The organism is Nonomuraea sp. NPDC049655 (assembly GCF_044465465.1).
Classification (GTDB): domain Bacteria; phylum Actinomycetota; class Actinomycetes; order Streptosporangiales; family Streptosporangiaceae; genus Nonomuraea.
The window spans coordinates 369,044-394,025 of the sequence record NZ_JBITLS010000002.1 but is presented as its reverse complement, the minus strand read 5'-3'; the positions used below and the strand labels follow the sequence as shown (position 1 = coordinate 394,025).

General features: G+C 71.0%; 21 protein-coding genes and 2 tRNA genes. 9 read left to right on the top strand and 14 right to left on the bottom strand.

What is annotated here, in order from left to right; translation table 11 throughout:
- Window positions 1-27 precede the first annotated feature (27 nt).
- The 5 genes from ACIBQ6_RS07115 to ACIBQ6_RS07095 all read right to left on the bottom strand — a co-directional run bounded on the left by ACIBQ6_RS07115 (window position 28) and on the right by ACIBQ6_RS07095 (window position 2,653).
- Window positions 28-1,191 carry an amidohydrolase gene (locus ACIBQ6_RS07115; RefSeq protein ID WP_397210610.1) on the bottom strand — a complete coding sequence of 388 codons (1,164 nt, stop codon included), beginning with the start codon at window positions 1,189-1,191 and terminating at the stop codon, window positions 28-30.
- Window positions 1,192-1,274: 83 nt separating this feature from the next.
- Window positions 1,275-1,499 (bottom strand): hypothetical protein, encoded by a 225-nt coding sequence (locus ACIBQ6_RS07110; RefSeq protein WP_352328727.1) that lies wholly within the window; start codon window positions 1,497-1,499, stop codon window positions 1,275-1,277.
- A 10-nt stretch (window positions 1,500-1,509) separates the two neighbouring features.
- Window positions 1,510-1,944 (bottom strand): RpiB/LacA/LacB family sugar-phosphate isomerase, encoded by a 435-nt coding sequence (locus ACIBQ6_RS07105; RefSeq protein WP_357978224.1) that lies wholly within the window; start codon window positions 1,942-1,944, stop codon window positions 1,510-1,512.
- 22 nt (window positions 1,945-1,966) lie between these two features.
- Window positions 1,967-2,042 (bottom strand) — tRNA-Met (locus ACIBQ6_RS07100).
- 149 nt (window positions 2,043-2,191) lie between these two features.
- Complete coding sequence (locus ACIBQ6_RS07095; RefSeq protein ID WP_352328725.1) at window positions 2,192-2,653, bottom strand: MarR family transcriptional regulator; 462 nt, start codon at window positions 2,651-2,653, stop codon at window positions 2,192-2,194.
- A gap of 73 nt (window positions 2,654-2,726) precedes the next feature.
- Here ACIBQ6_RS07095 and ACIBQ6_RS07090 point away from each other — a divergent pair, with 73 nt between their 5' ends.
- Entirely contained in the window at window positions 2,727-4,133 is a 1,407-nt protein-coding gene (locus tag ACIBQ6_RS07090) for an MFS transporter (protein WP_397210609.1), read from the top strand.
- Here ACIBQ6_RS07090 and ACIBQ6_RS07085 read toward each other — a convergent pair.
- Window positions 4,111-4,467: a DUF742 domain-containing protein gene (locus ACIBQ6_RS07085; RefSeq protein ID WP_352328721.1), complete on the bottom strand. Its 357-nt coding sequence runs from the start codon at window positions 4,465-4,467 to the stop codon at window positions 4,111-4,113. The genes ACIBQ6_RS07090 and ACIBQ6_RS07085 overlap by 23 nt on opposite strands.
- Window positions 4,460-6,304: a nitrate- and nitrite sensing domain-containing protein gene (locus ACIBQ6_RS07080; protein ID WP_397210608.1), complete on the bottom strand. Its 1,845-nt coding sequence runs from the start codon at window positions 6,302-6,304 to the stop codon at window positions 4,460-4,462. The genes ACIBQ6_RS07085 and ACIBQ6_RS07080 overlap by 8 nt, the downstream gene beginning before the upstream one ends.
- Window positions 6,305-6,512: 208 nt before the next feature.
- On the opposite strand from ACIBQ6_RS07080, the gene ACIBQ6_RS07075 reads away from it, so the two are divergent.
- Window positions 6,513-8,072: an ABC transporter substrate-binding protein gene (locus tag ACIBQ6_RS07075; RefSeq protein WP_397210607.1), complete on the top strand. Its 1,560-nt coding sequence runs from the start codon at window positions 6,513-6,515 to the stop codon at window positions 8,070-8,072.
- Here ACIBQ6_RS07075 and ACIBQ6_RS07070 read toward each other — a convergent pair.
- Complete coding sequence (locus tag ACIBQ6_RS07070; protein WP_397165927.1) at window positions 8,048-8,227, bottom strand: hypothetical protein; 180 nt, start codon at window positions 8,225-8,227, stop codon at window positions 8,048-8,050. The genes ACIBQ6_RS07075 and ACIBQ6_RS07070 overlap by 25 nt on opposite strands.
- 20 nt (window positions 8,228-8,247) lie before the next feature.
- On the opposite strand from ACIBQ6_RS07070, the gene ACIBQ6_RS07065 reads away from it, so the two are divergent.
- Window positions 8,248-8,871, top strand: a complete 624-nt coding sequence (locus tag ACIBQ6_RS07065) for a hypothetical protein (protein WP_397210949.1) — start codon at window positions 8,248-8,250, stop codon at window positions 8,869-8,871.
- Here ACIBQ6_RS07065 and ACIBQ6_RS07060 read toward each other — a convergent pair.
- Complete coding sequence (locus ACIBQ6_RS07060; protein WP_397210606.1) at window positions 8,840-9,940, bottom strand: MFS transporter; 1,101 nt, start codon at window positions 9,938-9,940, stop codon at window positions 8,840-8,842. The two genes, ACIBQ6_RS07065 and ACIBQ6_RS07060, sit on opposite strands and share 32 nt — an antisense overlap.
- Window positions 9,941-10,017: 77 nt before the next feature.
- On the opposite strand from ACIBQ6_RS07060, the gene ACIBQ6_RS07055 reads away from it, so the two are divergent.
- The 4 genes from ACIBQ6_RS07055 to ACIBQ6_RS07040 all read left to right on the top strand — a co-directional run bounded on the left by ACIBQ6_RS07055 (window position 10,018) and on the right by ACIBQ6_RS07040 (window position 14,646).
- Complete coding sequence (locus ACIBQ6_RS07055) at window positions 10,018-12,504, top strand: ATP-binding protein (protein WP_397210605.1); 2,487 nt, start codon at window positions 10,018-10,020, stop codon at window positions 12,502-12,504.
- An 8-nt stretch (window positions 12,505-12,512) separates the two neighbouring features.
- Entirely contained in the window at window positions 12,513-13,484 is a 972-nt protein-coding gene (locus ACIBQ6_RS07050) for an inositol-3-phosphate synthase (RefSeq protein WP_397210604.1), read from the top strand.
- A 37-nt stretch (window positions 13,485-13,521) separates the two neighbouring features.
- Window positions 13,522-14,322, top strand: a complete 801-nt coding sequence (locus tag ACIBQ6_RS07045) for an exodeoxyribonuclease III (protein ID WP_358287891.1) — start codon at window positions 13,522-13,524, stop codon at window positions 14,320-14,322.
- Between the two features lie 87 nt (window positions 14,323-14,409).
- Window positions 14,410-14,646, top strand: coding sequence for a hypothetical protein (locus ACIBQ6_RS07040; protein ID WP_357978197.1), 237 nt, complete (start codon window positions 14,410-14,412; stop codon window positions 14,644-14,646).
- A 24-nt stretch (window positions 14,647-14,670) separates the two neighbouring features.
- On the opposite strand, the gene ACIBQ6_RS07035 is transcribed toward ACIBQ6_RS07040, so the two are convergent.
- On the bottom strand, window positions 14,671-15,606 hold the full coding sequence (locus ACIBQ6_RS07035; RefSeq protein ID WP_397210603.1) for a cobalamin biosynthesis protein: 936 nt from the start codon (window positions 15,604-15,606) through the stop codon (window positions 14,671-14,673).
- Entirely contained in the window at window positions 15,590-16,351 is a 762-nt protein-coding gene (locus ACIBQ6_RS07030; RefSeq protein WP_358287886.1) for a phosphotransferase, read from the bottom strand. Before ACIBQ6_RS07030 ends, ACIBQ6_RS07035 begins: the two co-directional genes overlap by 17 nt.
- Before the next feature lie 272 nt (window positions 16,352-16,623).
- Between ACIBQ6_RS07030 and ACIBQ6_RS07025 the strand changes: the two genes are divergently transcribed.
- The gene (locus ACIBQ6_RS07025) at window positions 16,624-17,358 is read left to right on the top strand and encodes a ZIP family metal transporter (RefSeq protein WP_358287884.1); all 735 of its coding nucleotides are present in this window, start codon (window positions 16,624-16,626) and stop codon (window positions 17,356-17,358) included.
- A 54-nt stretch (window positions 17,359-17,412) separates the two neighbouring features.
- Window positions 17,413-17,486, top strand: a tRNA-Arg gene (locus ACIBQ6_RS07020).
- A 154-nt stretch (window positions 17,487-17,640) separates the two neighbouring features.
- On the opposite strand, the gene ACIBQ6_RS07015 is transcribed toward ACIBQ6_RS07020, so the two are convergent.
- The 3 genes from ACIBQ6_RS07015 to ACIBQ6_RS07005 all read right to left on the bottom strand — a co-directional run bounded on the left by ACIBQ6_RS07015 (window position 17,641) and on the right by ACIBQ6_RS07005 (window position 24,659).
- On the bottom strand, window positions 17,641-18,705 hold the full coding sequence (locus tag ACIBQ6_RS07015) for an integrase core domain-containing protein (protein WP_397210602.1): 1,065 nt from the start codon (window positions 18,703-18,705) through the stop codon (window positions 17,641-17,643).
- 557 nt (window positions 18,706-19,262) lie between these two features.
- Window positions 19,263-19,874 carry a hypothetical protein gene (locus tag ACIBQ6_RS07010; protein ID WP_397210601.1) on the bottom strand — a complete coding sequence of 204 codons (612 nt, stop codon included), beginning with the start codon at window positions 19,872-19,874 and terminating at the stop codon, window positions 19,263-19,265.
- A 93-nt stretch (window positions 19,875-19,967) separates the two neighbouring features.
- Complete coding sequence (locus tag ACIBQ6_RS07005; RefSeq protein ID WP_397210600.1) at window positions 19,968-24,659, bottom strand: Ig-like domain-containing protein; 4,692 nt, start codon at window positions 24,657-24,659, stop codon at window positions 19,968-19,970.
- Between the last annotated feature and the right edge of the window lie 323 nt (window positions 24,660-24,982).

Genomic DNA, 24,982 nt, shown 5'->3' with positions numbered 1-24,982 from the left:
TTGCCTGCCTTTCGATGGTCCCGCCGGTCAATTGTGCAGGACTACGCCGTCTTTCATGACCAGAGTGCGCCGAGGGTGAACGACCACGGCCTCTCCGGGGCCGCTCGCGGGCACCACGACGAGGTCGGCCCGGTCGCCCGGAGCCAGGCCGTAGCCGGGCAGCCCGAGGGCCAGCGCGCCGCCCACCGTCGCGGCCTCCAGGGCGAGCTCGATGTCCTCGTCGCGGCGGAACGCGCTGCGGTAGGCGAGGTGCATCGCGCGCTCCAGCATGTCGCCAGAGCCGTAGGGGCCCCACAGGTCGCGGACGCCGTCGTGGCCGCAGGCGACGGTGACGCCCGCGGCGCGCAGCTTCTTGACCGGCGGCACCGGGTAGCTGTAGACGGCGGCGGTGGCGATGGCCACGCCCGCGTCGACGAAGCCCTGGATCAGGCGATCCTGGGCGGCCTCGCCGAGCTCGCCCAGCGCGTACGCGTGGCTGACCGTGACCCGGCCGCCGAGCCCCAGCGCCTTGGTGCGCTCGATGATCAGCTCCAGCTCCCAGCCGCCCAGCGAGCCGCCGTCGTGGAGGTGGATGTCGATGCGCGCGCCGAACCGGTCGGCCAGGCCGAAGATCAGGTCGAGGTGGCGCACGGGATCGCGGTCGACGCCGGCCGGGTCGAGGCCGCCGATCGCCTCGACGCCGCCTCGGAGCGCCTCGGCCAGCAGGTCGGCGGTGCCGGGGTTGGTGAGCACGCCGTGTTGCGGGAAGGCGACCTGCTGCACGTGGACGGGGGAGCGGGCGGCGGCCTCGCGCACGGCCTCCACGCCCCGCAGGCCCACGGACGGGTCGATGTCGGTGTGGGTGCGCACGTGGGTGGTGCCGGCCTCGCTCATCCGGGCCAGCAGCGCGGCGGCCCGCTCGGCGCTCGGCACCCCCAGCTCGGCGCGGCGGCCCAGGTCGTTGGCGATGCGGCCGGCCAGCGAGTCGTCGGCCGAGTGGGGGATCCACGGGCCGCCGTAGAGCGTCTTGTCGAGGTGGCAGTGGGCGTCGACGAGACCGGGCAGGACGAGCTGACCGGACACGTCGAGGACGAGGGCGCCGGGCGCGTCGAGGGACGGGCCCACCCGGTGGATGCGGCCGTCGCGGACGAGCAGGTCGGCGGGGAACGCGAGCCCCCAGGGCCGCCCGCCGCGGATCAGCACGTCGGTCATGCCCAGCACCCTAGAGGGCGGCACCGACGATTTCCGTGCCCCCGGACGTGAGGATCGTGAGCCGCCCGCGACGGCGGGACGGGTCAATCGGGGCGGGTGGCGAACAGTTCGAGGTGGTGGCAGGAGCGGCAGCGGTAGGCGTCGATCTCCCACTTGGGACGGCCCATCAGCCGGGCGCCGCCGAAGATCCCGCGTGACAGCGCCCCCTCGACCCAGCGGGCGTACCCCCGGGAGTGCTCACCCTGGTCCGCGACGAACCCGGGTTCGAGCCCCTCCGCGCCGCAATGCGTGCACCGTAAGTTGTCCATGCCGCAGAGCCTAGATCTCCGCGAGGTGCGCCACGTTGGCCACGTCGGCCGGATCGGTGCTGGGCCGCCCGCCGAACCAGGCGTCGAGGATCTCGCCGAGCACGACGTCGGAGGTCAGGCGGAGGCTGAGGGCCAGCACGTTGGCGTCGTTCCACCTGCGCGCCCCGTCGGCGGTGTAGGCGTCGGCGCAGAGCGCGGCCCGCACGCCGGGCACCTTGTTGGCCGCGATGGAGGCGCCCGTGCCCGTCCAGCAGCAGACCACCGCCTGGTCGGCCCGGCCCTCCGCGACGTCTCTGGCGGCCAGCTCGCAGGCCCACGCCCAGTCGTCGCGCTCGCCGTCGTCGAGTGCGCCGTGGGTCAGCACCTCGTGACCCCGCCCGCGCAGCTCGGCCACGATGCGCCCGGCCACCCCGTCGTTGCTGTCCGCCGCCACCGAAATCCGCATGGGCCCATCTCTACCAGCAATGTGGTGACGGGTGCGGGGATCGAACCCGCCTGGAGCGGCTTATGAAACCGCCGGGCACACCAGCGCCCCCACCCGCCTGGAACGGGCCGGGGGCCGCCGATCTCAACGGCGGGAGCCCCCGGACGGGTGCGGCATGCGCATTCGCCGGATGACGAGCTGGATGACCAGCCGGATGACCATGGGCACGAGCATGCCGCCCGCGCCCTCGGCCCCGCAACGCGTTTTCTCAGGTGTACCGGGCGCGCATGCGCTCGCAGAAGTCGTCCGACAGCTTGGTCATCAGCCTGGACAGCTCGGCCCGCTCGGCCTCCGGCCAGTCGGACAGCACCTCCTCGAACCACTCGGTGGTGACCCGGCGGCACCTGCTCGCCACCTCGGCCCCCTCCTCGGTGAGCGCGATGCGCCAGGCCCGCCGGTCGTCGGGGTCGCGTACGCGCTCGACCAGCCCGCGCTGCTCAAGAGCCGCGACGTGCCTGGTCACGTGCGGGCTCTCGACCTGCAGCCCCTCGGCGATCATGCCGATCCTGCGGGGCTCGCCCGCGTCGAGCAGGTAGACGATGATCTGCACGTCGGGCCGGTCGAGCCGGATGCCGGCCGCCTCGGTGAGCCATTCGTGGGTCTTGGCGCGGTTGAGCGTGACGACCAGCCGCCGGAAGGCCGACACCGTCCTGTTGAGATCTTCGCCCATCTGTTTGCTTACCTAACTTACGTATGTATCATCGTTGCTCGGTTACTTACCTAAGTTATCTAAAGGAGCCGACATGGCGACAGCCGTCGTACCCGCGGCGCGTGAGACGTCGATGCGCAATCCCTGGCCCACGGTGGTCTCCCTGGCGTTCGCGGCCTCCATCGCCGCCCTCCAGAACACCGCGGTGGTCCCGTTGCTTCCCGTGCTGCAGCGGGAGCTGCACGCCTCGCTCTCGGCCGTGAGCTGGACGCTCACCATCAGCCTCCTGGTCGCCGCGGTCTCCACGCCGCTGCTGTCGCGCTTCGGCGACATGTACGGCCGGCGCCCGATGATCCTCGGCGCGCTGGGCCTGCTGGTGGTGGGTTCGGTCATGGCGGCGATGGCCACGTCGCTGACCTGGTTGATCGTCGCCCGGATCCTGCAAGGGGCGGTGTCCGCGCTGGTCCCGTTGTCGATCGGGGTGGTCCGCGACCTGCTGCCCAGGCAGCAGCTGGCGACCGGCATCGGCGTGCTGAGCGCGACGATGGGGTTCGGCAGCGGCGGCGGCATGATCCTGGCCGGGCTGGCCGCCGGTGACTACCACCTGGTGTTCTGGATCACCGGCGGGATCTCGGCGGTCGCCGTCGTGATCCTGGCCTTCCTCGTGCGGGACGTGGCGCCGGCCGGCAAGGGCCGTCCCGACCTCGCCGGGGCCGCGCTGCTGACCGCCTGGCTGGTCGCGCTGCTGCTGGCGATCAGCGAGGGCGGCTCGTGGGGCTGGACGTCGCCCGGCGTGCTCGGCCTGTTCGCCGCGGCCGCCGTGCTGGCCGTGGTGTGGGTGCTGGTCGAGCGCAGGGTGGCCGAGCCGCTGGTCGAGATGTCGATGCTGGTGCACAGGGGCACGATCGGCGCGACGGTCTCCTCGATGCTGCTCGGGTTCTCGTTCTTCACGATGCTGACCGGCATGTCGCAGTTCGCCCAGGTTCCGAAGGCGACCGGCTTCGGCTTCGGCGCCTCCACCCTCCAGGTCGGGCTGTTCCTGCTGCCGAGCACCCTGTTCATGCTGGTCATCTCGCTGTTCGCGGGGCGGATCATGCGCCGGTTCGCCGCCTCGTTCATGGTGGCGACGGGCGCGGGCGTGACCGGGCTCGCGGGGGCGTGGCTGGCGTTCGAGCACGGCAGCCCGGCCACCCTGTACGTGGCCTCGTCCCTCATGGGCATCGGCCTCGGCATCGGCTACGCCGCACTGGGCACGATGGCCGTCGAGCACGTCGAGCCGTCCAGGACCGCGCTGGCCGCGGGGGTCAACGCCCTGGTGCGCATCGTCGGGGGCAGCGTGGCGGGCGCGGCCATCGCCGCGATCCTGGCCGCGCGCCCCGGCGTCCTGGGCTTCCAGTGGGTGTTCGGCACCGCCGCGGTGGCCGGGCTGGTCGCGGCGGTGTTCGCCACCGTCTACGGAATGCTGAACAGCCGGGCCGTCACAGCGCCTTCAGCCCACTGATCACTTCCAGCAGCACCTTGGCGTCCGGCGCGGGGGGCGGCAGCTCGACCTGGACGAGCTGCCGCGCGTGCAGGTCGCCGACCAGCACCCGGACCACGCCGATGGGCAGGTTCAGCTCGGCGGCCACGTCCACCAGCCGGGTCGGCTTGGTGCACTTCTGCATGATGATCAGGTGCTCGGGCCCGAGCCCCACCGGAGGCGTCAGCCCGCCGGCGGTGACGATGACCGCGATGAGGTCGATGGCCTCGCTCGCGGGCACCGTACGGCCCCTGGTCAGCAGGTAGGCCGGGACGATCGGACCGGCGTCCTCGTCCAGCCAGCGCTCGTCACTCACTTGGCACCACCCGCATCACAGGACGGGCGGGCTCCTTCACGTCGGCCTCCGGTTCCGGATCGGCGACGTGCTCAGCCGGGATCAACACGATCGCGGTGGTCCCTCCATATGGTGAACCGCGTAGCGTCACGCGGATGTCATGCCTGGCGGCCAGGCGCGAGACGACGAAAAGCCCCAGCTTGTCGCTGTCGGCCAGGTCGAACTCGGGTGGGCTGGCCAGCCGCTCGTTGAGTTCGGCCAGCTCCTGGGCGCTCAGCCCGAGCCCGCGGTCCTCGACCTCGAAGGCGAAGCCGCGGGCGGTCTCCTCACCGCGCACGATGACCTGCGTGTGCGGCGGCGAGTAGACGGTCGCGTTCTCGATGAGCTCGGCGACCAGGTGGATCACGTCGCCGACCACCGGACCGGCCAGGCGCTGGCCGGACATCGGCTCGACGGTCACCCGGCGGTAGTCCTCCACCTCGGCCGTCGCGCCGCGGGCCACGTCGAGCAGCGGCACCGGCTTGCTCCAGCCGCGGCCCGGGGTGGCGCCCGACAGGATGATCAGGCCCTCGGCGTGGCGGCGCATGCGGGTGGTCAGGTGGTCGAGGCGGAACAGGTCGTCCAGGGCCTCGGGGTCGGTGGCGCGGTGCTGCATGTCCTCCAGCTGGATGCGCTGGCGGTGCAGCAGGGCCTGCGAACGCCTGGCGAGGTTGCGGAAGACGTGCCCGACGCCCTCGCTGAGCTGCGCCTGGCCGATCGCGGCCTCGACGGCGGTCTGCTGGACGGTGGAGAAGGCCTGGCCGACGTCGCCGATCTCGACCGTGCTGGTGGCCACCGACAACTCCGGCATCTCCACCCTCTCGCCCTTGCGCAGCTTGGCCACCACGTGCGGCAGCCGCTCCTGGGCCACCTCCAGCGCGGCGAGCCGGAGCGCGCCCAGCTCCTTCGACAGCCGGTTGCCCATCCGGATGGAGAACACGATCGACACGATGACCAGCAGGAAACACGTCCCGGCCAGGATGAACGCCCGCGACAGCACCTGGTCGGCCACGGGGTCGGCGCGCGCGTTGAGCAGCGTGCTGGCCCGCATGAGCGACTCCGCGTACGTCTTGGAGATCGACTCGGTGGTGCTCAGCCAGCCGCGCGGCGGCACGGCGCCGGCGATGATCCGGTCCTCCATCAGCCGCATGCGCTGGTAGACGGGGGAGGTGACGAGGGAGACCTGGGTGTCGCGCAGGCTCGGGTCCAGCTCGCCGAGGCCCTGGTCGATGAGGAAGCGCCGGTTGCCGACGAGCTGGGTGAACTGCCGGCGTTCCGACGGCGTGACCGGGCCGAGCGCGATGGCCTGCTCCCTGGTCAGCAGCTCCTTGGCGTAGCCCAGCTCGATGATCACGCGGGACTGCTCGTAGATCGGGATGTCGTCGATGAGCGCGACGCGCCGGTGCAGGCCGTAGAGGGAGTCGATCACGGTGTTGTACGCCTCGCCGGCGAGCAGACGGTCGGACAGGCCGTCGTCGATCTCACCCCGGATCGCGTCGAGCCTGCCGAGCTGCGTGTACACCGCGTCCACCTGCGTACGGATCTCTTCCGATCGGTCCTTGGAGTTGCTGGAGAGCCTTCTGAACTCGTCCCTGGCGGCGTCGGTGCGGGTGCGCTGGTCGGCCACGTCCTTCTGGGAGGCGGCCCGGCGCAGCAGCTTGGCCGAGGAGAGACGCTCGTGCTGGAGCTCGCTGATCAACTTGTACGCCGGATGGCGGAGGTTCGTCCAGAGTGTCTTGTACTGACGCAGCTCCAGGCTCTCGCCGGCGGTGACGGCGGTGATCACGCCCCACAACACGACCATGGAGGTCAGAGGCACGAGTAGTAGTCCGATGATCTTCATGCGGATCGTCCGGCTACGACCCATGGCACCTCACTCCGGTCGGTCCCCTGCTGGCAACCCCGGACGGGACAAGCCCAGAGGATAGCAATTCGATCACCCAATTGCCCAATTTTTCGGGACTTTTGGACATGTGTCCGTGATCTTGCAGTAGGTTTCCCCCAAATCGGTTACAGAGGGAGATGCGTTGCGCCGTCGTCTCGCAGCGGCCGCCGCGCTGGCGCTTCTGTCGGCCTGTTCCGGGCCCACGGAGGTCCCCCGGCCCCCCGCCGCCGAGTCGGTCTTCGTGTACGCGCAGAACCTGGACGTCATCTCCGACTGGGACCCCGCGAGCTCCTACTCCAACGAGCTCATCGCCTTCCAGAACGTCTACGAGACCCTGACCCTCTGGAACCCCTTCACCAAGAAGTCGGCCCCCCGCCTGGCCACCTCCTGGCGCTCGACGCCCGACGGCCGCACCTGGACGTTCACGCTGCGCCAGGGCGCGACCTTCCACACCGGCCGGCCGGTGGACGCCGCGGCGGTCAAGGCGTCGATCGAGCGCACGATGAAGACCGGCGCGGGCGCGTCCTACATCTGGGACGCCGTCTCCTCCGTCAAGGCCGAGGACCCGAACACGGTCACCTTCGCCCTGAAGTACGCCGTGCCGCTCGATCTGGTGGCCTCCTCCGGGTACGCGGCCTACATCTACGACACGCAGGCGGCGCCCGACCTGCGCTCATGGCTCGGCGCGGGCAGGGACGCCGGGTCGGGGCCGTACACGGTGGCGGCCTGGCATCCGGGCCAGGAGGAGGAGCTGACGCTCAAGGCGTACCCCCAGTACTGGGGCGGATGGGACAAGCCGCACTACAGCACGGTCAAGTACCGCGTCGTGCCCGACCCCGACCGCGCGTGGCGGATGCTGGCCCGCGGCGAGGTGAGCTTCGTGGACCGGCTCAGCCCCCGGCTGTTCGCCAGGGCCGCGGTCACGCCCGGGGTGCGCACCAGCGAGCGGGACTCGTACCAGACGGCCATGCTGCTGTTCAACACCGCCAGCGGCCCGATGAAGGACGTGCGGGTGCGCCGCGCGGTGCAGCAGGCCGTCGACTACCGCGGCCTGGTCAGGGCGCTCAGGGGCGCGGTCGCGCCGGCCAGCGGCATCGTCCCTGAGGGGCTGACCGGCCACGTCGCCGGCCGCGCGCCCCGGCAGGACCTGGCGGGCGCGGCGGCCCTGCTGGGCCGCGCCGGGTACGGACCCGCGGGCCGGCCGCTGCGGCTGCGGCTCACCTACGCGCAGGGCGACCACGACCAGCGGCTGCTGGCCACCAGCCTGGCGGCGGAGCTGAAGCCGCTGAACGTCACGCTCGACGCCCGCGCCATGCCCTGGAACGCCCAGTGGCAGCAGGGCAGGAAACGCGGCCAGGACATCTTCGTCATGTACTGGTGGCCCGACTACGCCGACGGCTACTCGTGGTTCGGCAACGTCTTCCGCGCCGGCGACCCGCCGGTGTTCAACCTGGCCTACCTGCGCGACAGGACCCTGGACGAGCTGCTCGAAGGGCTGCCCGAGCTGAGCGTGACCGACAAGGAGGCCGCGCAGGCGGCGTACGAGCAGGCCACCGGACGCGTGCTCGACGTGCGGGCCGCCGCGGCGCTGCCCTGGGTGGTGCGGTACCAGCGGGCCTACCTGGGCGGCGTCCAGGGGTACGACGACAACCCGGCCTACCCCGACGTGGTCTTCGCCTACGAGCTGCGCCCGTCCGGCTGAGCCGCCTCCGACGCCGCCTCGACGCGCGCACGCAGCCGCGTCCTGATCTCCTCGGGCGTGTACGCCCGCCGCCTGCGTTCGGCGCGCGCGATCACCACCCCCGTGGCCGCGACCCCCGCGATTCCCGCCAGACCGAGCATCTTCCACCAGCGCATGTGCCTAGGCTAGCGATGTGCTGACTCTCGACGAGGCCGTCAAGGTGACCAGGACCGGCGATCTGTGGATCTTCCGCGGCAGGTCCGTGCCCGACCGGGCCATCCAGACGATGACCAACAGCCCGGTCAACCACGTGGGCATGGCGATCGTGATCGAGGACCTGCCGCCCATGATGTGGCACGCCGAGCTGGGCAAGTCGCTGCTCGACCTGTGGTCGGGCACCCACCAGCGCGGTGTCCAGCTGCACGACCTGCGCGACGCGGTCACCGTCTGGGCCGACCGTTACGGCCAGCGTCCCTGGCTGCGCCAGCTCGAACCGCAGGCCACCCCCGAGATGGAGGACGCCGCCCTGCGCGTGGTCGCCCGGCTCGACGGCACCCCGTTCCCGTCCACCGCCCGGCTGGCCGCCCGCTGGGCCAGGGGCCGGGTGCCGCGGCGGGCCAGGAAGGAGGCCACGCTGGAGAGCGCGTACTGCGCGGAGGTCGTGGCCGTCACCTACGAGGAGATGGGCCTGCTGCCCGGCGGCCGGCGTCCCAACTGGTACGACCCGGGCAGGTTCTGGAGCGGCGACGACCTGGAGCTGCTGGCCGGCCACCGCCTCGGCCGCGAGATCACCGTGGGAGTGCCGCGTACGCGGGCCTGACCCTGGCCAGCGGGATCGTCGTCACGACGAGCGCGGCCACCAGCACGAACCCCAGCCGGTAGCCGGTGTGCCCGAGCACCAGCCCGAACCCGGTCGCGCCCACGCCCATCCCGGCGTCGTAGGCCAGGTTCCACAGGGCGCTGACGCGGGCCGGCTCGCCGCGCTGGAGCATCACCGTCAGCGTCGCGTTCTGCAGCACCCCGAACCCCGCCCCGAACAGCGCCATCCCGGCCACGACCGCAACGGGAGCGGCCGTCCACGCCTGCAGCCCGGTGCCCGCGGCGGCGGCGAGCAGGCCCGGCACGAGCAGCCTGGCCGGTCCGTGGCGGTCGCCGAACCGGCCCGCCCACCAGCGGGCCGCCGGCGTGGCGAGCGACTGGGCGAGCAGGGCCGCCGAGGCCAGTCCCGGCGAGCCCGCCAGCGGCAGGAACGTCACCAGCACGCCGACGGAGAGCGTGACCGAGGCGAAGACCAGCATCGGCGCGGCCAGCCCGCCCGTCCGCCCGCCCGCGCCGGTCGTGACGGGCCGGCCGGCGGGCAGGCCGGTCACCGCCACGAGCCCGGCCAGGGGCAGCAGCCCGGCGACCACGAGGACGGGCGCGAACCCGAGCACGTCGGCCGCCCACAGGCCCAGCGGCAGGCCGGCGACCGAGGGCACGCCGACGGCCAGGCCGTACAGGCCGAGCCCTTCGCCGCGGCGCTCGGCGGGCACCAGGTCGGCGGTGAGCGCGGTGCCGGCGACCACGAGCACGCCCAGGCCCGCGCCGCGCAGCAGGGACACGGCCAGCACCACGGGCAGCTCCGCCGACAGCGGCAGCAGCAGGGCGGGCAGGCCGAGCAGGACCAGGCCGAGCGCCATCGCCACCCGGTAGCCGTGCCGCGACAGCAGCCAGGGGACGGCCAGCTCGGCGAGCACCGTGGACAGCATCATCGCGCCGGTGGCCAGGCCCGCGCCGGACGCGCCGGAACCGCCGGTCGCCGCGTACAGGGGGACGGTGGAGAACAGCAGGAAGAAACCGAGCATCCCGGTCACCGAGGCGGCCATCATCAGGCTTAACGAACGCGTCATCACGCCTTCGACGATGACAAATCCCGTTACGGGCGGGATCGGGCATGATGCGTAGCCGCCTCTTCATAATGAGGGGTGTGTTCGTGGGACGTGAGGCCGAACTGGGCCGGCTGGCCGCCGCGTGGGCCCGTACCCCGAGTGCGGTGCTGGTCGTGGGCGAGGCGGGGATCGGCAAGTCCAGGCTGGTCGCGCGGTTCGCCGGTGACGTGGACGCGCTGGTGGCCGAGGGCGGGGCCGATCCGGGCGGGCCAGCGTACGGGCCGTTCGTGCCCGTGCTGCGCCGCCTGGTCAGGGAGTACGGCGCCGGGCTCGTGCCGGGCGGCGGTCGCAAGGGGCTGGCCTGCCTGCTGCCCGAGCTGGGGGAGCTGGACGACACGCCCGACCTGGGCCGGGCCCGGCTGTTCGAGGAGGTGCTGCTGCTGGTCGAGCGGGCCGCCGAGCGCCGTCCGCTGGTGATCGTGCTGGAGGATCTGCACTGGGCCGACCAGGCCGCCCGCGACCTGCTGGCGTACCTGCTGCGCAACCTGACGCGGCCGGGCGCGATGGTCGTAGCGACCTCGCGCGAGCCGCTGCGGCTGCCCGGCGCCGAGGTGGTCAGGGTGCCGCCGCTCGGCCGCGACGAGGTGGCCCGCCTGCTCGGCCGCGACGACGTCGACGCGATCGTGGCGCGCAGCGAGGGCAACCCGCTGTTCGCCGAGGCGCTGGCCGAGGCGGGCGACACGACCCCCGCCTCGCTGCGCGAGCTGCTGCTCGCCGGGGCCGAGAAGCTGCCGGGGCCCGGTCTCGACGTGCTGCGGATCGCCGCCGTGGCCGGGCGCAGGACGCCCCACGAGGTGCTGCGCGAGATCGCCGGGCTCGACGACCTCGCGCTCGACGAGGCGCTGCGGCCGGTCGTCCGGGCCCGGCTGCTGCTCGTGGACGGCGACGCCTACGTCTTCCGGCACGCGCTCATCCGCGAGGCCGTCTACGACGACCTGCTGCCCGGCGAACGCCGCCGCCTGCACGCCCGCTGCGCCCCCGCCCAGCCCGAGCTGGCCGCCGACCACTGGCACGCGGCCGGCGACGGGCCGCGCGCCTTCGAGGCCGCCTGGCGGGCCCGCAGATGGGACCTGGTGCTGGAGCTGTGGGCGCACGCGGACGGCCAGGACCACGCCCAGGTGCTGGAGGACGCCGCCAGGGACGCCCTGCGCGCCGGCGACGCCCACCGCGCCGACGACCTGGCCGGCCGGGCGCTCGCCGAGGTCGCCGACCCGCTGCGCGCGGCCCACCTGCTGGAGCTGCGCGTCGCCATCCGCGACCTGCACGGCGAGGAGGGCCTGGACGACCTGCGCGAGGCCGTCCGGCTGGCCCCCCGCGAGTCCCGGCTGCTCGGCGCCCTGGCCTGCACGCTGGCCTGGCACGGCCAGGACGACGAGGCCCGCGCCCGCGCCGAGGAGGCGTACGCGCTGGGCGACGCCAGGTCCCTGGTCACCCTGGCCGCGCTCGCCGCGCTCGACGACGACCTCGCCACCGCCTCCGCCCTGTACGCCCGCGCCCGGATCAGCGCGCCCGACGACGACACGCTGCTCGTCTCCTATGCCGGCGAGGCCGACGCGCTGGAGGCCGCCGGCGAGCACGCCAGGGCCGAGGCGGTCGCGCGGCGCGGCATCGCCGAGGCCGCCCGGCTGGGCCTGGCCCGCTCGCGCGGCGCCCACCTGGCCGCCAACCTGGCCGAGCCGCTCGCCTCGCTGGGCCGCTGGGCGGAGGCCCGCGAGGTCGCCGCCCCCGCGCTCGCGCTCGACCCGCCGCCGATCTACCGCGCCTGGATCCTGCTCGTCCTCGGCACGGTCGCGGTGCAGGAGGGCTCGCTGTCGGCGGCCGGCGCGCTGCTCGCGCAGGCCAGGCCGCTCATGCGCGGGCGTTCCCGCGGCTACGACTCCTGCCTGGAGCCCGACCTGCTCGAATGCCGCCTGGCCGAGGCCGGGGGAGACCTGGACCGGGCGCGCCGGCTGGTCGACCACGTGCTGGCGGAGCACGACCTGAGCCGCAGCCGCCGCTACGCCTGGCCGCTGCTGGCCCTCGCGGCCCGCATCGGACGGGTGCGCGCCGCGCCCCCGGGCCTGCCCACCGTCGGACGGCTGCAGGAGGCGTACCGGGCCACGTTCGAGGCCGAGCTCGGCGGCTCGTGGGCGGACGCGGTGGCCGCTTGGCGGTCGGTGGGGCAGCCGTACGGGCTGGGGCGGGCGCTGGTCGGCGCGGCCGAGCGGGACCCGGCGCGGGCCCGCGAGCCGCTGCGCGAGGCCCTGGCCATCGCCGCCGCGCTCGGCGCGGAGCCGCTGCGGCGGCAGGCGGAGGCGGCGGCGGCCACCGCCCGGGTGACGCTGTCGGCGACGCCGGGGCTGTCGGCCCGCGAGCTGGAGGTGCTCGGCCTGGTCGCCGAGGGCCTGAGCAACCGGCAGATCGCCGAGCGGCTGTTCATCTCGGCCAGGACCTCCGGCGTGCACGTGTCGAACATCATGGCCAAGCTCGGCGCCGCCTCCCGCGTGGAGGCCGCCGCCCTCGCCCGCCGGACCGGCCTGATATGAACTCCGGCATGACCACCGTGAACGTCGCCCTCATCGGCGTGGGCAACTGCGTGTCGTCCCTCGTGCAGGGCGTCGAGTACTACCGCGACGGCCAGGCGCCCGGCCTGCTCAACCCCGTGTGCGCCGGATACGCCGTCTCCGACGTGCGGTTCACCGCCGCCTTCGACGTCGGCCGGGCCAAGCTCGGCCTGGACCTGTCGCAGGCGATCTGGGCGCGGCCGAACAACTCCCGCCGCTTCGCCGACGTGCCGCACCTGGACGTGCCGGTGCGCGAGGGCATCCTGGCCGACGGCGTGGGCGAGGGCTCGGCCGAGCTGGTCGAGCCGAGCGGCGCCGCGACCGTCGCCGACGTGGCCGCGCACCTGCGCGAGACCGGCTCCCACGTCGTGGTGAACTTCCTGCCCACCGGCGCCCAGCGCGCCGCCGAGCGGTACGCCGAGGCCGCGATCGAGGCCGGCTGCGCGTTCGTCAACTGCATGCCCGCCGTGCTCGCCCGCTCCGAACGCTGGCGCGACCGCTTCGCCGCGGCCGGGCTGCCGCTGCTCGGCGACGACCTGAAGAGCTCCTTCGGCGCCACGCTCGTGCACCGGGCGCTGGTCGACGCCCTCACCGCGAGCGGGGTGCGGCTGCGCGACGGCCACCAGCTCCTGGCCGGGGGCAACATGGACTTCGTCAACCTCCAGGACCCGGCCAGGATGGCCGGCAAGCGCGCCACCAAGGCGTCCGGCGCCGGCACCTCCACCCACGTCGGCGCCCAGTACCTGCCCTTCCTCGACGACCGCAAGATCGCCTTCATCCGGCTGGAGGGCGAGGGGTTCGGCGGCTCCCCGCTGGAGGTCGAGCTGCGCATGGTGGTGGAGGACTCGCCGAGCGCGGCGGGGAACGTCCTCGACGCCGTGCGCCATGCCAAGGCCGCGCTCGACGCGGGCGTGGGCGGCTTCCTGCGGGACGTCTCGGCCGCCCTCATGAAGGCGGTCTGACCACGGACGACGGGACCGGCCGTGGCAGGCTAGGAGGATGCGCCTGGCGACCTGGAACGTGAACTCGGTCAAGGCACGGCTGCCGCGCCTGCTCGACTGGCTGGCCGCGACCGAGCCCGACATCGTCTGCCTGCAGGAGACTAAGTGTCCCGCCGAGTCGTTCCCCGTGGCGGAGGTGGGCGAGCTCGGCTACGCCGCCGCCGCCCACGGCGACGGCCGGTGGAACGGCGTCGCCGTGTTGTCGAGGGTGGGGCTGGAGGAGGTGACGCCGAGCTTCCCCGGCGAACCGGGCTTCGCCGAGCTCGACGGGGTGGGCGCCGCCCGTCCCGAGGCCCGCGCGCTCGGCGCGACCTGCGGCGGCCTGCGGGTCTGGTCCCTGTACGCGCCGAACGGCCGCGCGGTCGACTCGCCGCACTACGCCTACAAGCTGGAGTGGTTCGCCGCGCTGCGGGACGCGCTGGCCGAGGAGGCCGGCTCGCCGCTGGTGGCCTGCGGGGACTACAACGTGGCGCCGACCGACGCCGACGTCTGGGACCCCGCGCTGTTCGCCGGCTCCACGCACGTCACCCCCGCCGAACGCCGCGCGCTCGCCGAGCTGCTCGACCTCGGCCTGCGCGACGTGGTGCCGACGCCGATGAAGGGGCCGCACCCGTACACGTACTGGGACTACCGGGCCGGGATGTTCCACCAGAACAAGGGCATGCGGATCGACCTGGTCTACGCCAGCGCCGACGTCGCGGAACGGGTGCGGGGGGCGTACGTCGACCGCGAGGCGCGCAAGGGGAAAGGCCCCTCGGATCACGCTCCCATCGTGGTGGATCTCGACCCGATAAATTAATCAACAAACAGCTGCCAGACGAGTATCGTGAGTAACCAAATGTGCGGGGGCACGCTTCTTCTTCAAGACCGAAAAGGGGGCCGTGTCGTGGAACCTGCCGATGGTCGTGTCATCCTGTTCGTCCTCATCGGGCTGGCCCTGTTCGCGCTCGGACGCCGCTTCCAGAACATGATCATGCTCAGGCAGGTCTGGAAGCAGACGCAGCGGCAGGTGACGGTGCGGCGGGAGACCGCGCACCACGCGGTGAAGGGTCTGGTCGCCGTCACCGCCGTCGCCGCATTCGTCATCTGGCTGGCGATCAATCTCAATCGGATAATGAGTTAACCGCCATTTAGCTGATTACCGTGATTATCCGGAATGGCGGCGGCGCAGGCCCCATGCGGTGAGCACGGCCAGCCCCGCCGCCGCCAGTCCGACCGTGCGGGTGAGCCGGGCGGCGCGCCGGATGTCCTTGACGTCCGGCTTGGGGCCGTCGCCCATCGTGGGGCGGTGTTCCGTCCTGCCGCCGTACACGTTCGTGCCGCCGAGGGTGACGCCGAGCGCGCCGGCGAAGGCGGCCTCGCACCTGCCCGCGTTCGGGCTGGGGTGGCGGTGGCCGTCCCGTCGCAGCATCCGCAGCGCCCGGACGGGGTCGTCGGCCAGCCCCGCCGTCAGCAGTCCCGTCACGCGTGCCGGTACGTAGTTCGCCACGTCGTCGAGCCGGGCCGCGGCCCAGCCGAACCGTTCGTAGCGGGGGGAGTGGTGGCCGATCATGGCGTCCAGCGTGTTGACCGCCCGGTAGGCCAGCAGCCCCGGCACGCCCGCCACCGCGCCCCAGAACAGGGGGGCGACCACGGCGTCGGAGGTGTTCTCCGCCAGCGACTCCACCGTCGCCCTGGCCAGCTCCGGCGCCTCCAGCCTCGCGGGGTCGCGGCCGCACAGGTGGGGCAGCCTGGCCCGGGCCCGCCGGAGATCGTCCTGCTCCAGGGCCTCGGCCATGTGCACGCCTTCGCGGGCGAGTGTCGTGCCGCCGAGCACGGCCCACGTGGCGAACGCCGTCACCGCCGTGCGGACGGCCCGGTCGCCGCTCCTCTGGGCCAGCACGCCCAGGGCAGCCGCGCCCCCGACGCAGATCCCGACATGGACCACCCCGCGCCACCTCGTGTCGCCGTACGACGACTCCTCCAGCTTCGCCGCCGCCCGTCCGAACAGGGCGACGGGGTGGGCCGAGCTGCGCGGATCACCGAGAACCTGGTCGAGTGCGACACCGAGCGCGAGACCTAGCGGGTCATACCAAATGGGCATGAAGCTCATCTTCGTGCACATCCAGCCACGCTGCCGCCCGGCGGATGCGTTCCCCGGCGCCGCCCGTCCACATCTTGGCCCAGTTCCCGCCGGCCCGGGCGCGGGTGCGCATGACGTCGTAGGAGCGGTGGAAGCGGAGCCTGGACAGTTCCAGCAGCCGCCGGCGTTCGCGGGGCGCGAGGCCGTAGGCGTCGCAGAACAGGCGGATCCTGGCCCCGACGTCGGCGTCGCGCTGGAGGGGGTGGCGGTCGACCGGGTCGGCGATCGGGGCCCAGTGGCGGAGGGTGGTGACGATGTCGAACAGCCGGGTGGTGGGCCGGGCGAGGTCGAAGTCGATCAGCGCGACGGGGGTGGCCGCGGCGGTGGCGGTGGCGGTGTCGTGGCGGAAGATCACGTTGTCCGGCGTCAGGTCGCAATGTCCGATGACCTCCGGCGCGCGGTCGTCGTTCGACCCGCCTTCCCATCCGCCGGCGTCGAGCGGGAACCCGGCGGTCGCGTCGTGGAACTCCCTGACCAGTCGCGCCAGATCGACCAGAAACGCGTCCGTCGAACCGGCCCGGCACAACCCGCTCCGCCCGGGGACGTACGTGAGGATCTCGCGCCCTAAGCCGTCCGTTCCCAGGACCCGCGGCGCACCCCCGAACCCGGCTGCCTCAAGGTGTCTGAGCAGGGCGTGCACGGCGGGCGTGGCCGGACCGACCGGCCTGCGCACCGTGTCACCGACGCGCACCACCCCGTCTGTCACGTCCCCGCCCTGCAGGGGAATCTCATGCAGGAGCGTCGCGACCATGCCACAACAGCTTAGCCCCATTTGCCCCACGGCCGCCTGCCCTTTACCCCGCCCCCTCCCTCCCCGTTCTGCTCCTCTTCCTCCCGCGAGCCTGTCCCGAAGCTGTGCCCTTTCGTGAACCTGGGCTGTGTCGTGAGCCTGTCCTCGAGGTCGCCGGGTCTCTCCAATTCCGCGGCCGAGTGTCGTACCGCTCCCGCCCCCCCAGCCACCCCCTAGCCTGAGGAACCGTGCCCATCCTGCTCTCCTTGGCGGCCTTCCTCATGACGCTGCTGGGCGGGCTGGTCGCCGACCGCGTCAAGAACAACCGCCACCTCGTGCTCGGCGCCGCCGCGGGCGTGATGCTCGGCGTGGTGGCCTTCGACCTCCTCCCCGAAGCCCTCACCCGGGACGCCGTCGACGTGCTCGGCGTCCCGCTCCCGATGCTCATGTTCGCCCTGGCGTTCCTCGGCATCCACATCGTCGAACGCTCCATGGGCATGCACGACGCGCACGAAGGCGACTACGCCGCCCACCGCCACGCCCGAGCCGGCGTAGGCGTCACGGCGGGATCCGCCCTGGTCGTCCACAGCCTCCTGGACGGCGCCGCCATCGGGGCCTCCTACCAGACGGACGCCTCGCTCGCCGTCGCCGTGGCCATCGGCGTCATCGCCCACGACTTCACCGACGGCTTCAACACGTACACAATCACGTCGCTGTACGGAAACGCCCGCCGCCGCGCCCTCACCCTCCTGGCCCTGGACGCCCTCGCCCCCGTGATCGGCGCCACCCTGACCTTCCTCATCGCCATCCCGGCCCACGTCCTGACCGCCTACCTGGGCCTTTTCGCCGGATTCCTCCTCTACCTGGCCATCTCCGACATCCTCCCGGAGGCCCACACAACCAGACGCGCCACCGGCTGGACCCTGGCCGCCACGGTCACGGGAACCCTCTTCATGTGGCTGGTGATCGCCCTGTCGGCCTGACACGACCAGAACGTGTGCGTGACAAGTCGCCGGATCATGCACAATAAGGCAGGAGCGCCCTTAGCTCAGCTGGATAGAGCACCGGACTTCTAATCCGACGGTCGCAGGTTCGAATCCTGCAGGGCGCGCTTCTCCACCTGCGGAAACTCCAGCCGCGGCCGCCTGCTGCGGCGGCATGGGGCAAATGTGAGGCAATCCTGAGTCAGCCGCCGAGTGGTCGGCGCAGTGCGGACGCGGCGGTCAGCACCAGCCGGACCTGTGGGTGCCAAGAACTCGGCCATGCTACGCGACCTGCACGTATTCGTGGATCAGTCCGCCAAGGCGGTCACGTCGGATGACCTTGATATCGTCCTCGACCGGGTCGGGAAGGTCTCGCAGCGGGGCGGCGTGGCCCAGGGAGCGATGTGGGCGATGCTCATTGAAGTGGGCCTCGTAGATGGCCAGCACACGACGTAGGTGGCGGGCATTGACGATGAGGATCCGATCGAGGACTTCGCGGCGTAGGCCACCGATCCAGCGTTCGGCGAACGCGTTGGCCCGCGGAGCCCGGGGTGGTGTCTTGATGATGTGGATGCCCTCGGCCGTGAAGACTTCGTCGAATATCGTGGTGAATTTCGTATCCCGGTCGCGGATGAGGAACCTGAACCCCTCTGCTCTATCTCCCAGCTCGATCATCAGGTTCCTGGCCTGCTGTGCAACCCACAGCCCGGTCGGATGCTCGGTGGCGCCGAGGACATGCACCCGGCGGGTCCTGAGCTCCATGACGACCAGGCAATACAGGCGCTTGAACAGCACGGTGTCGCAATGGAAGAAGTCACACGCCAAGATCCCCGTAGCTTGAGCATGCAGGAACTCACTCCAGGTCGGTCCCGCACGTCGCGGCGCCGGGTCGATGCCGCCGTTCTTCAAGATCAACCACACCGTAGAGGCCCCGACCCGGTAGCCCAGAGCGGCGAGTTCCCCGGCGATCCGTCGGTAACCCCACAGTGAATTCTCCCGGGCCAGACGAAGTGCCAAGGCCCGGATGGAGGCGCAGGTTGCGGGTCGACCATGGCTGCGCCGCTTGAAGGTCCACCGCCGTCGCACCAGCTCGGCGTGCCAGCGCAGCAGTGTGCCTGGCGTCACGAACAACCGCCGACGACCGGCTGGAGACAATAGCCGCGCCAGCGCGCTGATCACCGCCCGGTCCGCCCACGACGGCCGAGGCCTTGCCGCCTGCCGACGCAACACCGCGACCTGATGACGCAAGATGAGGATCTCCGCTTCCTTCGACCTCTGCGAGCGGCCCAGCAGCACCACCCAGCCCGCGAGCCGAACGAAGATCAGATAGACCAGACGCAGTGCCATAGACGCGATCATGCCTGCCACCACTGAAACGCCCGACTCCAGGTCAGACCCAACGGCCGAGTTTCGGGCACCCACACCCTCACCAACCGGCAGACAAGCGACAACAGCCCCTCGCCATGGTCGCAGCCGCCGTCTTGATCGCGCAGCAACAACCCAGCTCACAGTATGAAACCGTGTTTCCGAGCGGGACACCCATTCGCCGCCGACCCTGTGTGCGATGGAACGGAATCCGGCGTTACCACGTCCAGAAAACCGCAACGGCAAAGACTCACTGACCTGGAGGGAACTGCGTTAACGCCGGATTCCGTTAATCTCTCTGACTCCTGCGTCCACGAGGGGTGAGGTCGTCGGAGGCCCGTAGGGCAGGTCGCGTCGATGATCTCTTCGGAAAGGGGTGAGCCTGTCGGCTCTCCCACTGAAAGCGAGCATGCGCTTGGTTGGTCACCCCGTTAACGCCGCCGGAGGCGCGCCAGCACCGAAGGGCGCCGGGGCCGCTCCCAGAAGGGCCGCGATCAGGAGGGGAAGCAAGTCGCGCGAGGCCGAGCCGCGGGTCGGCCTTAGGCCGAAGGGGACGGGACGCCATAGGCGCGGCCCACGGTATGGAACCAGTCCTCGTCGAGGAAGCGGCCCGTCATCCGTCCCACGACGGTGAGAAAGGCGTGCGCCAGCTTCTCCTCGCCCGCGTTCAGGTCTTCGCCTTGTGGGAGACCGTGGGCATAGGGCTCGAATTCTGGCCCGGGCATGAACTCGCCGGAGGGAAGAGCCGGGATCTCGGCGACCACGTTTCCGTCCCGGTAATAGGCGAGGTCGGAGAGGCCGTCGATTTCCCGGTCCCAGTCGACCATGAACATCGCACGGTTTCCCGAACTGAGCCACCATCCACCTGTTTCCGGACCGCTGACGCCGATCACCACGGACCAGCCGGGACTGTGGGGCCCGATCCAGAGGCTGTCCTTCTCGTCGATCGGGACGGACGGGTCCGCCATCGTGGCCGCTTCTTGCATCAACCGCACATCGCGCCGGGATCGCGGGTCGAGGCGCATCAGCTCGGCGAGCTCGTCGAGGTCGTCCCGTTCTATCCAGAGCCCGAAAAAGGTGGTGTCGAACCCGTGCGCCGCCAGCAGTTCATATTGGTCGCGCTCCGGTAGCGCGGTTCGAATGTCGGTCATCTCGTCTTCTCCATGTGGTCGGGCGACCGTGTCCGGAGCGCCGCCGAGGCGGCGCTCCGGACACGGCGTCCACAGATCAGGGCGATTCAGGGATCAGTTGACGATCCAGACCCAGAACTTGTCGTCGGGCAGGACTCGGTTGCGGTCGTAGAAGCTCTTCAGGACCTTCCCGTGGCTACCGCGAGCGGTGCTGTTGTGACTCTTCCCGACCGCACGGAGAGAGTAATGGTTCTTCATGCCTCTGTCCGCCGCATAGCCGGCTCCGTCCTTGGTCGAGGCGAAGGGGTACTCGTCGCACTCGGCCCTCTTGTACACCGGATCGAGCATCGACAGCAGCGGCTCCTTGTAGTTCTCAGGGAAGTAGTACTGGCAGTAGCTGGTGTAGCTGGTGGTGCCCACCTTGAACGACCGGGAGAAGACGTTCCGGTTCTTCGGCTGGTTGCCGGCCTTGTCCTTGGTGAGGGGGTCGCCCGGCTCCACCCGGTTCGGGTCGGTGCCCTTGGGAGCCGCCCAGTTGCCCGGAATGATCTTGGACTTCTCGGTACCGAAAACGCCCTTGACCGGCGGGTCCTGCGTCTCGTTGTCGCGCAGCGGCGGCACCGTGTACCTGTTGTCGCTGGTGCCTGTGTGCCTCAACGCGGCTTCGATGTGCTGGATGACCTGCAGGAAGCTGGCGTCCTTGCTCTTGGACATCACGAAGATCCGCTTGGCGAGAGGGAAGATGCACGCGCCGACGTGCACGCCGCTCGTCGCGCTGGCCGCCGCCGTGCGAGTCAGGGACTCGCCTTCGGCGTCACCGCCCGCGGTGCGGAACCAGTCACACCGTACGTGCGGCGTATAGGGCTTCTCGTAAGGGTCGTTCCCGGAGGGGTCACCTCCGCCGGTGCGCCTGCCGATCACCTGCCCCTGCTCGTCATAGACGACCTGGCTCCACAGGTTCATCGGCCTGTAGGTCCACTCGTCATCGACATCGATCATGATGGGGCGCAAGGTGCACTTGTCCGCCTTGTCGCCGTCGGTGTCCTGCATCGTGAAGACGAACTCGTCGTCCCCATCCGCCTTCCAGCCGCCCACCGTCGTCTCGCGCTTGGATCCGGAGGTCATCGTGCACTGGGAGCCGGCATCGCCCGTCGGCTTGACCTCCAGCCGCAGGAACTCGTCGTCGTCCACGTCGGTGACATTGCCCACCGGATCGTAGGCCTTGATGTTGCTGATCTTGGTCCACATCTTGATCTGCTGAGGCTTGACGCCGGAAGTGCCGCCGTTCTCGACTCCATCGCCCGTGGCGTCGCCCAGGTAGGTGTGCATGACCCAGGTCGCCTGGAACTGCAGACGAACCGACGACCACTGAAGGCCCTTCTTCGCCTTCTTCGGAATCCATTTGCGCAGCTTGGCGGCGTACACGTAGTCGATGGCGTTGAAGTAGCGGCTCCAGCAGGCGCTGTACGGCCTGACGACCAGCTGGGCCAGGTTCCCGCGCCCCATCCCCGGGTCGAGGCCCGCTTGCCGCGCCGCTTCCAGGCACTGCTCCATCGAGATGTGGTCGTAGCTGAACGGGGTCGTGGCCGCGGCGGCGGTGGCCGTGGCGGCATCGCCGTCGGTCCGCTGGGTCGCGCTCTTCTTCGGCTTCGCCCCCTTGGTCGTGAGCAGCTTCGCCGGGCCGTGCTGCCGCGGCTTACGGACAACCGCGCCGGCCTTCGCCGAGGCGAGTCCGGCGCCGGAAACGAGCGTGATTTCGTCGAAGTACATCGTGGCCGCGCCGCCCGTGTATAGCACCGCCCACGCGGCGTCGTCGGGGGCGGTCACCGTCCCTGACACCGCCTGCCACTGGCCGACGGTGGGGTCACCCACGAAGTTGTCCGTGCCCACCTGCTCGAAGTCGGCGTCGTACCACTCGACGCCGAAGTCGAACCCGTATTCCATCGGGTCCGTGGTGGCCGGCTGGAACCAGCCGGACAGGCGGTAATCCCCGCTGGCCGGGACTTCGAAAAGCTCTGCCGCCAAGCCCCAGAAATCGCTGTCCGGGACGAACTTGGCCGATGCCACACCCTGGTGCGCCCTGTCGGTGGACCTCGTCACGGTGGGTGAGTTGACCCAGGGTTCCCACGGCTCGATGGTGGATTCGAAGTAGGGGTTGGGATTGACCGGTTCGGCCGCGGGTGCGGCGACCGTGCTGAACGACCAGACACGAGGAGCTTGGACGTTTCCAGCGGCGTCGGCCCCTCCGCCGGCGGTGACCGTGTAGGTGGTGCCCGTGGACAGCGGCGCCGACGGGGTGAAGGTCGCCACGGTGGACTCGGTCATCGTCACGGTTCCGTTGACGGCCCCGCCGGCTCCGTCGGTCACCGCGATCTGGACGCCCGTGACCGGCTCGCCGTAGGTGACCCGCACAGGCGTGTCCACCGCCACATCGGTGGCGCCGCTTGCCGGAGTGGTGGCGGTCACCGTGGGAGGCGAGGTGTCCGGATCCGGCGTCGGCGTGTTCGCGACCTTGAACGACCAGCTGTAGGCGGCGATGACGTTGCCCGCGGCGTCCGCAGCACTGCTGATCTCGGCGGTGTACTGGGCTCCTGCCGTCAGCGCCTCCGAGGTGGTGAAGGTGACGGTCGTGGCGGGCTGGTCCACGGTGACTGTCCCGGCGACCGCGGTGCCCGAGGCGTCCTTCAGTGTCAGGGAGGCGTTGATGACCGGCTCGCAGAACGAGACGGAGACCTTGGTGTCCGCTCTCACCTCGGTCGCGCTCTCGGCCGGCTTGACCGTCTGGATGGCCGGGGCGGTGGTATCGGGGTTCTGGACCGGCGGGCAGTCCGTGACCGTCGTGAAGATCCACGAGTAGTCGTCCATCATGTTGTCCCAGACGTCCTGGGCACCGGACACGGTGGCGGTGTACTGGACCCCGGCGGCCAGCGGCGCGGAGGGAGTGAAGGTGGTCGTGGCTCCCGTCGTCGTCGTGGTTCCGGGAACATCGGTTCCGTCGGCGGCTTTCAGAGTGAGGGAGGCGCCCACCACCTCCTCTGAGAAGGTCGCCGTCACCGCCGTGTCGACGGGCACCCCCGAGGCCCCTGCGGACGGGGTCAGCGACACGATGGACGGGGCGACGTCGTCGTTCACGCGCTCGGCGTCCTCGCCTTCCCCGCTGGTGTCGAGTTTCTCGGTCCCCACGGGATACGCCTCGAACTCGTCGCCCGCGTTGCGGGCCCCCTGCAGGAGCGAGGTGAACGAGTCGCCCACCGCGGCCGACTCGACCTGCTCAGGCTGGTAGTCCCGCAGCGCGACGGCCTCTTCGTAGATCGGCGTCGTCGTCTGCTCGGTCAAGGTGGAGTAGACCACCTGATCCCGCGGCGCCGGGGTGTAGTCGACGAACAGCACCGGGCCGCGACCGTCGCCTCCGGTGTACTGGTCAGAGCGGTACTGACGCCAGTTGGCGGCGGCGACGCCCTCGGTGGCGGCGCGGATCATGAGCCCGTAGTCCTCGGTTCCGTCCGCCCAGGACTGCACGATGTTCTCGATCGAGTGGTACAGCTCTCCACTGCCCGAGCAACCCGCCAGCGTGGCGCTGTAGCCGCCGGGAGCGACCACCGCGTCGGTGCTGGTGCTGGACGGCTGGTTGGCCCAGGTCAGGGTCGAGTAGGAGTACTCCGAGGTGAGGCGTCGCGCTACGATGCCCACACCCACCGAGGAGCCGCAAGCGTTGGCGTGGTAGTTCCACAGCCGCAGATCGGCGTTGTGGATCGTGGCGTAGTCGAGGTCGGTGCCGTTGATCATGTAGCGCAGGTAGGTGCGCCACAATTCTCCATCGGCCGACCGTCCGGCGCGCAGCCACGTGGACAGGGTCGCCGAGTTGGGGTACTGCACGCTGGAGACGAAGGTGTCGGAGGAGTCTCCGGCGCCGACCCAGGTGCCGCTGGTCGAGATGGTCACCGGATAGGTCACGGCCGGGTCGGCCAGGAAGGCGGCGTCGGGGGTCAGCACCAGCGAGGACTCACCGGAGGCCGCGGTGCTCACCGCGGTGTCGACCTGGCCGGTCCTGCCCTGCTCCGACACCTCGGCGGCGCGGGCGTCGACGGCCCGGGCGGCCAGCGGCGCGCTCTCCGGGGCGCCTTGGGCGGACAAGAGCTGCGGCCGGCCGTCGGCGGCCTTGCCGTAGGTCTTGCCCTTGGGCAGGGTGACGGGAAGGCTGACCTTGAGCGCTCCCTTGGGGCGGGTGCGCAGCACCACGTCCTGGGTGAAGCCGTCGGCCAGGGCGGTGAGAACCAGGTCGGCGCCCTTGGCGACCGCATCCCGGTAGATGACTCTGTTGCCGTCCACGGTGGGCTCGGGCAGTTCGCGCCCCCAGCCGACGGTGGACGTGCCGTCCTCGTCCTTGGCGGTGACCAGCGTCTTACTGCCCTTTCCGCCGAAGGTCAGAGGGGTCTTGACGAATTTCGCCGCGAACGTGCCATCGTCTCTGGCCACGATGGAAGTGTCGATCGGCCGCCATGACTTCTCGCCGCCCTTGTCAGCCACCTCCAACTGAACTGGAGTGGTGGTCAGTTCGGCGTGCAGGGTTTTCCCGTCAGGATTGGCCCACACCTGCATGGTCTCGGTTTCACGGGAGGAAACCCTGATCCGGTTGCCGGTCTTGGCGGCCTTTGCCTGCGCGGCCAGGAGCGCGTTGTCCACGGCGGCCTTCGCGGGGTTCCGGTTCGACGCGGGAGATGTGGTGGCCGAGGGGGCCGGGTCGGCAGTCGCGGGGACCGCAGGAAGTGCTGCTAACAGTGATGTCGTCATCGCGATCGCGAGCACGCTCGCGCCCCTCCGGCGTAATGCCGAAGGCTGTCTTGGAATCGTCACGCACCCTCAAACTCATGATCGACTAAGGGGGACGTTGATCTTTTACCAGCACCCTATCTAGCTCGACAAGACTGGACATTTCGTGATTAAGCTGCATATCCATATGTTCGCGGCCAGTGTCCCGTTCGGCGGTCGGCCCGGTGCGAGAACCGCACACCGCCGGGCTCGTCATCGCAGGGCGTCCACCGACTCCATGCTGAGCCGCGCGCAACGCCGGGTACAGGATCGTGATGGTATGACTGCAGCGTCTTGATGTCGGCCTTGACAAGGGCCAC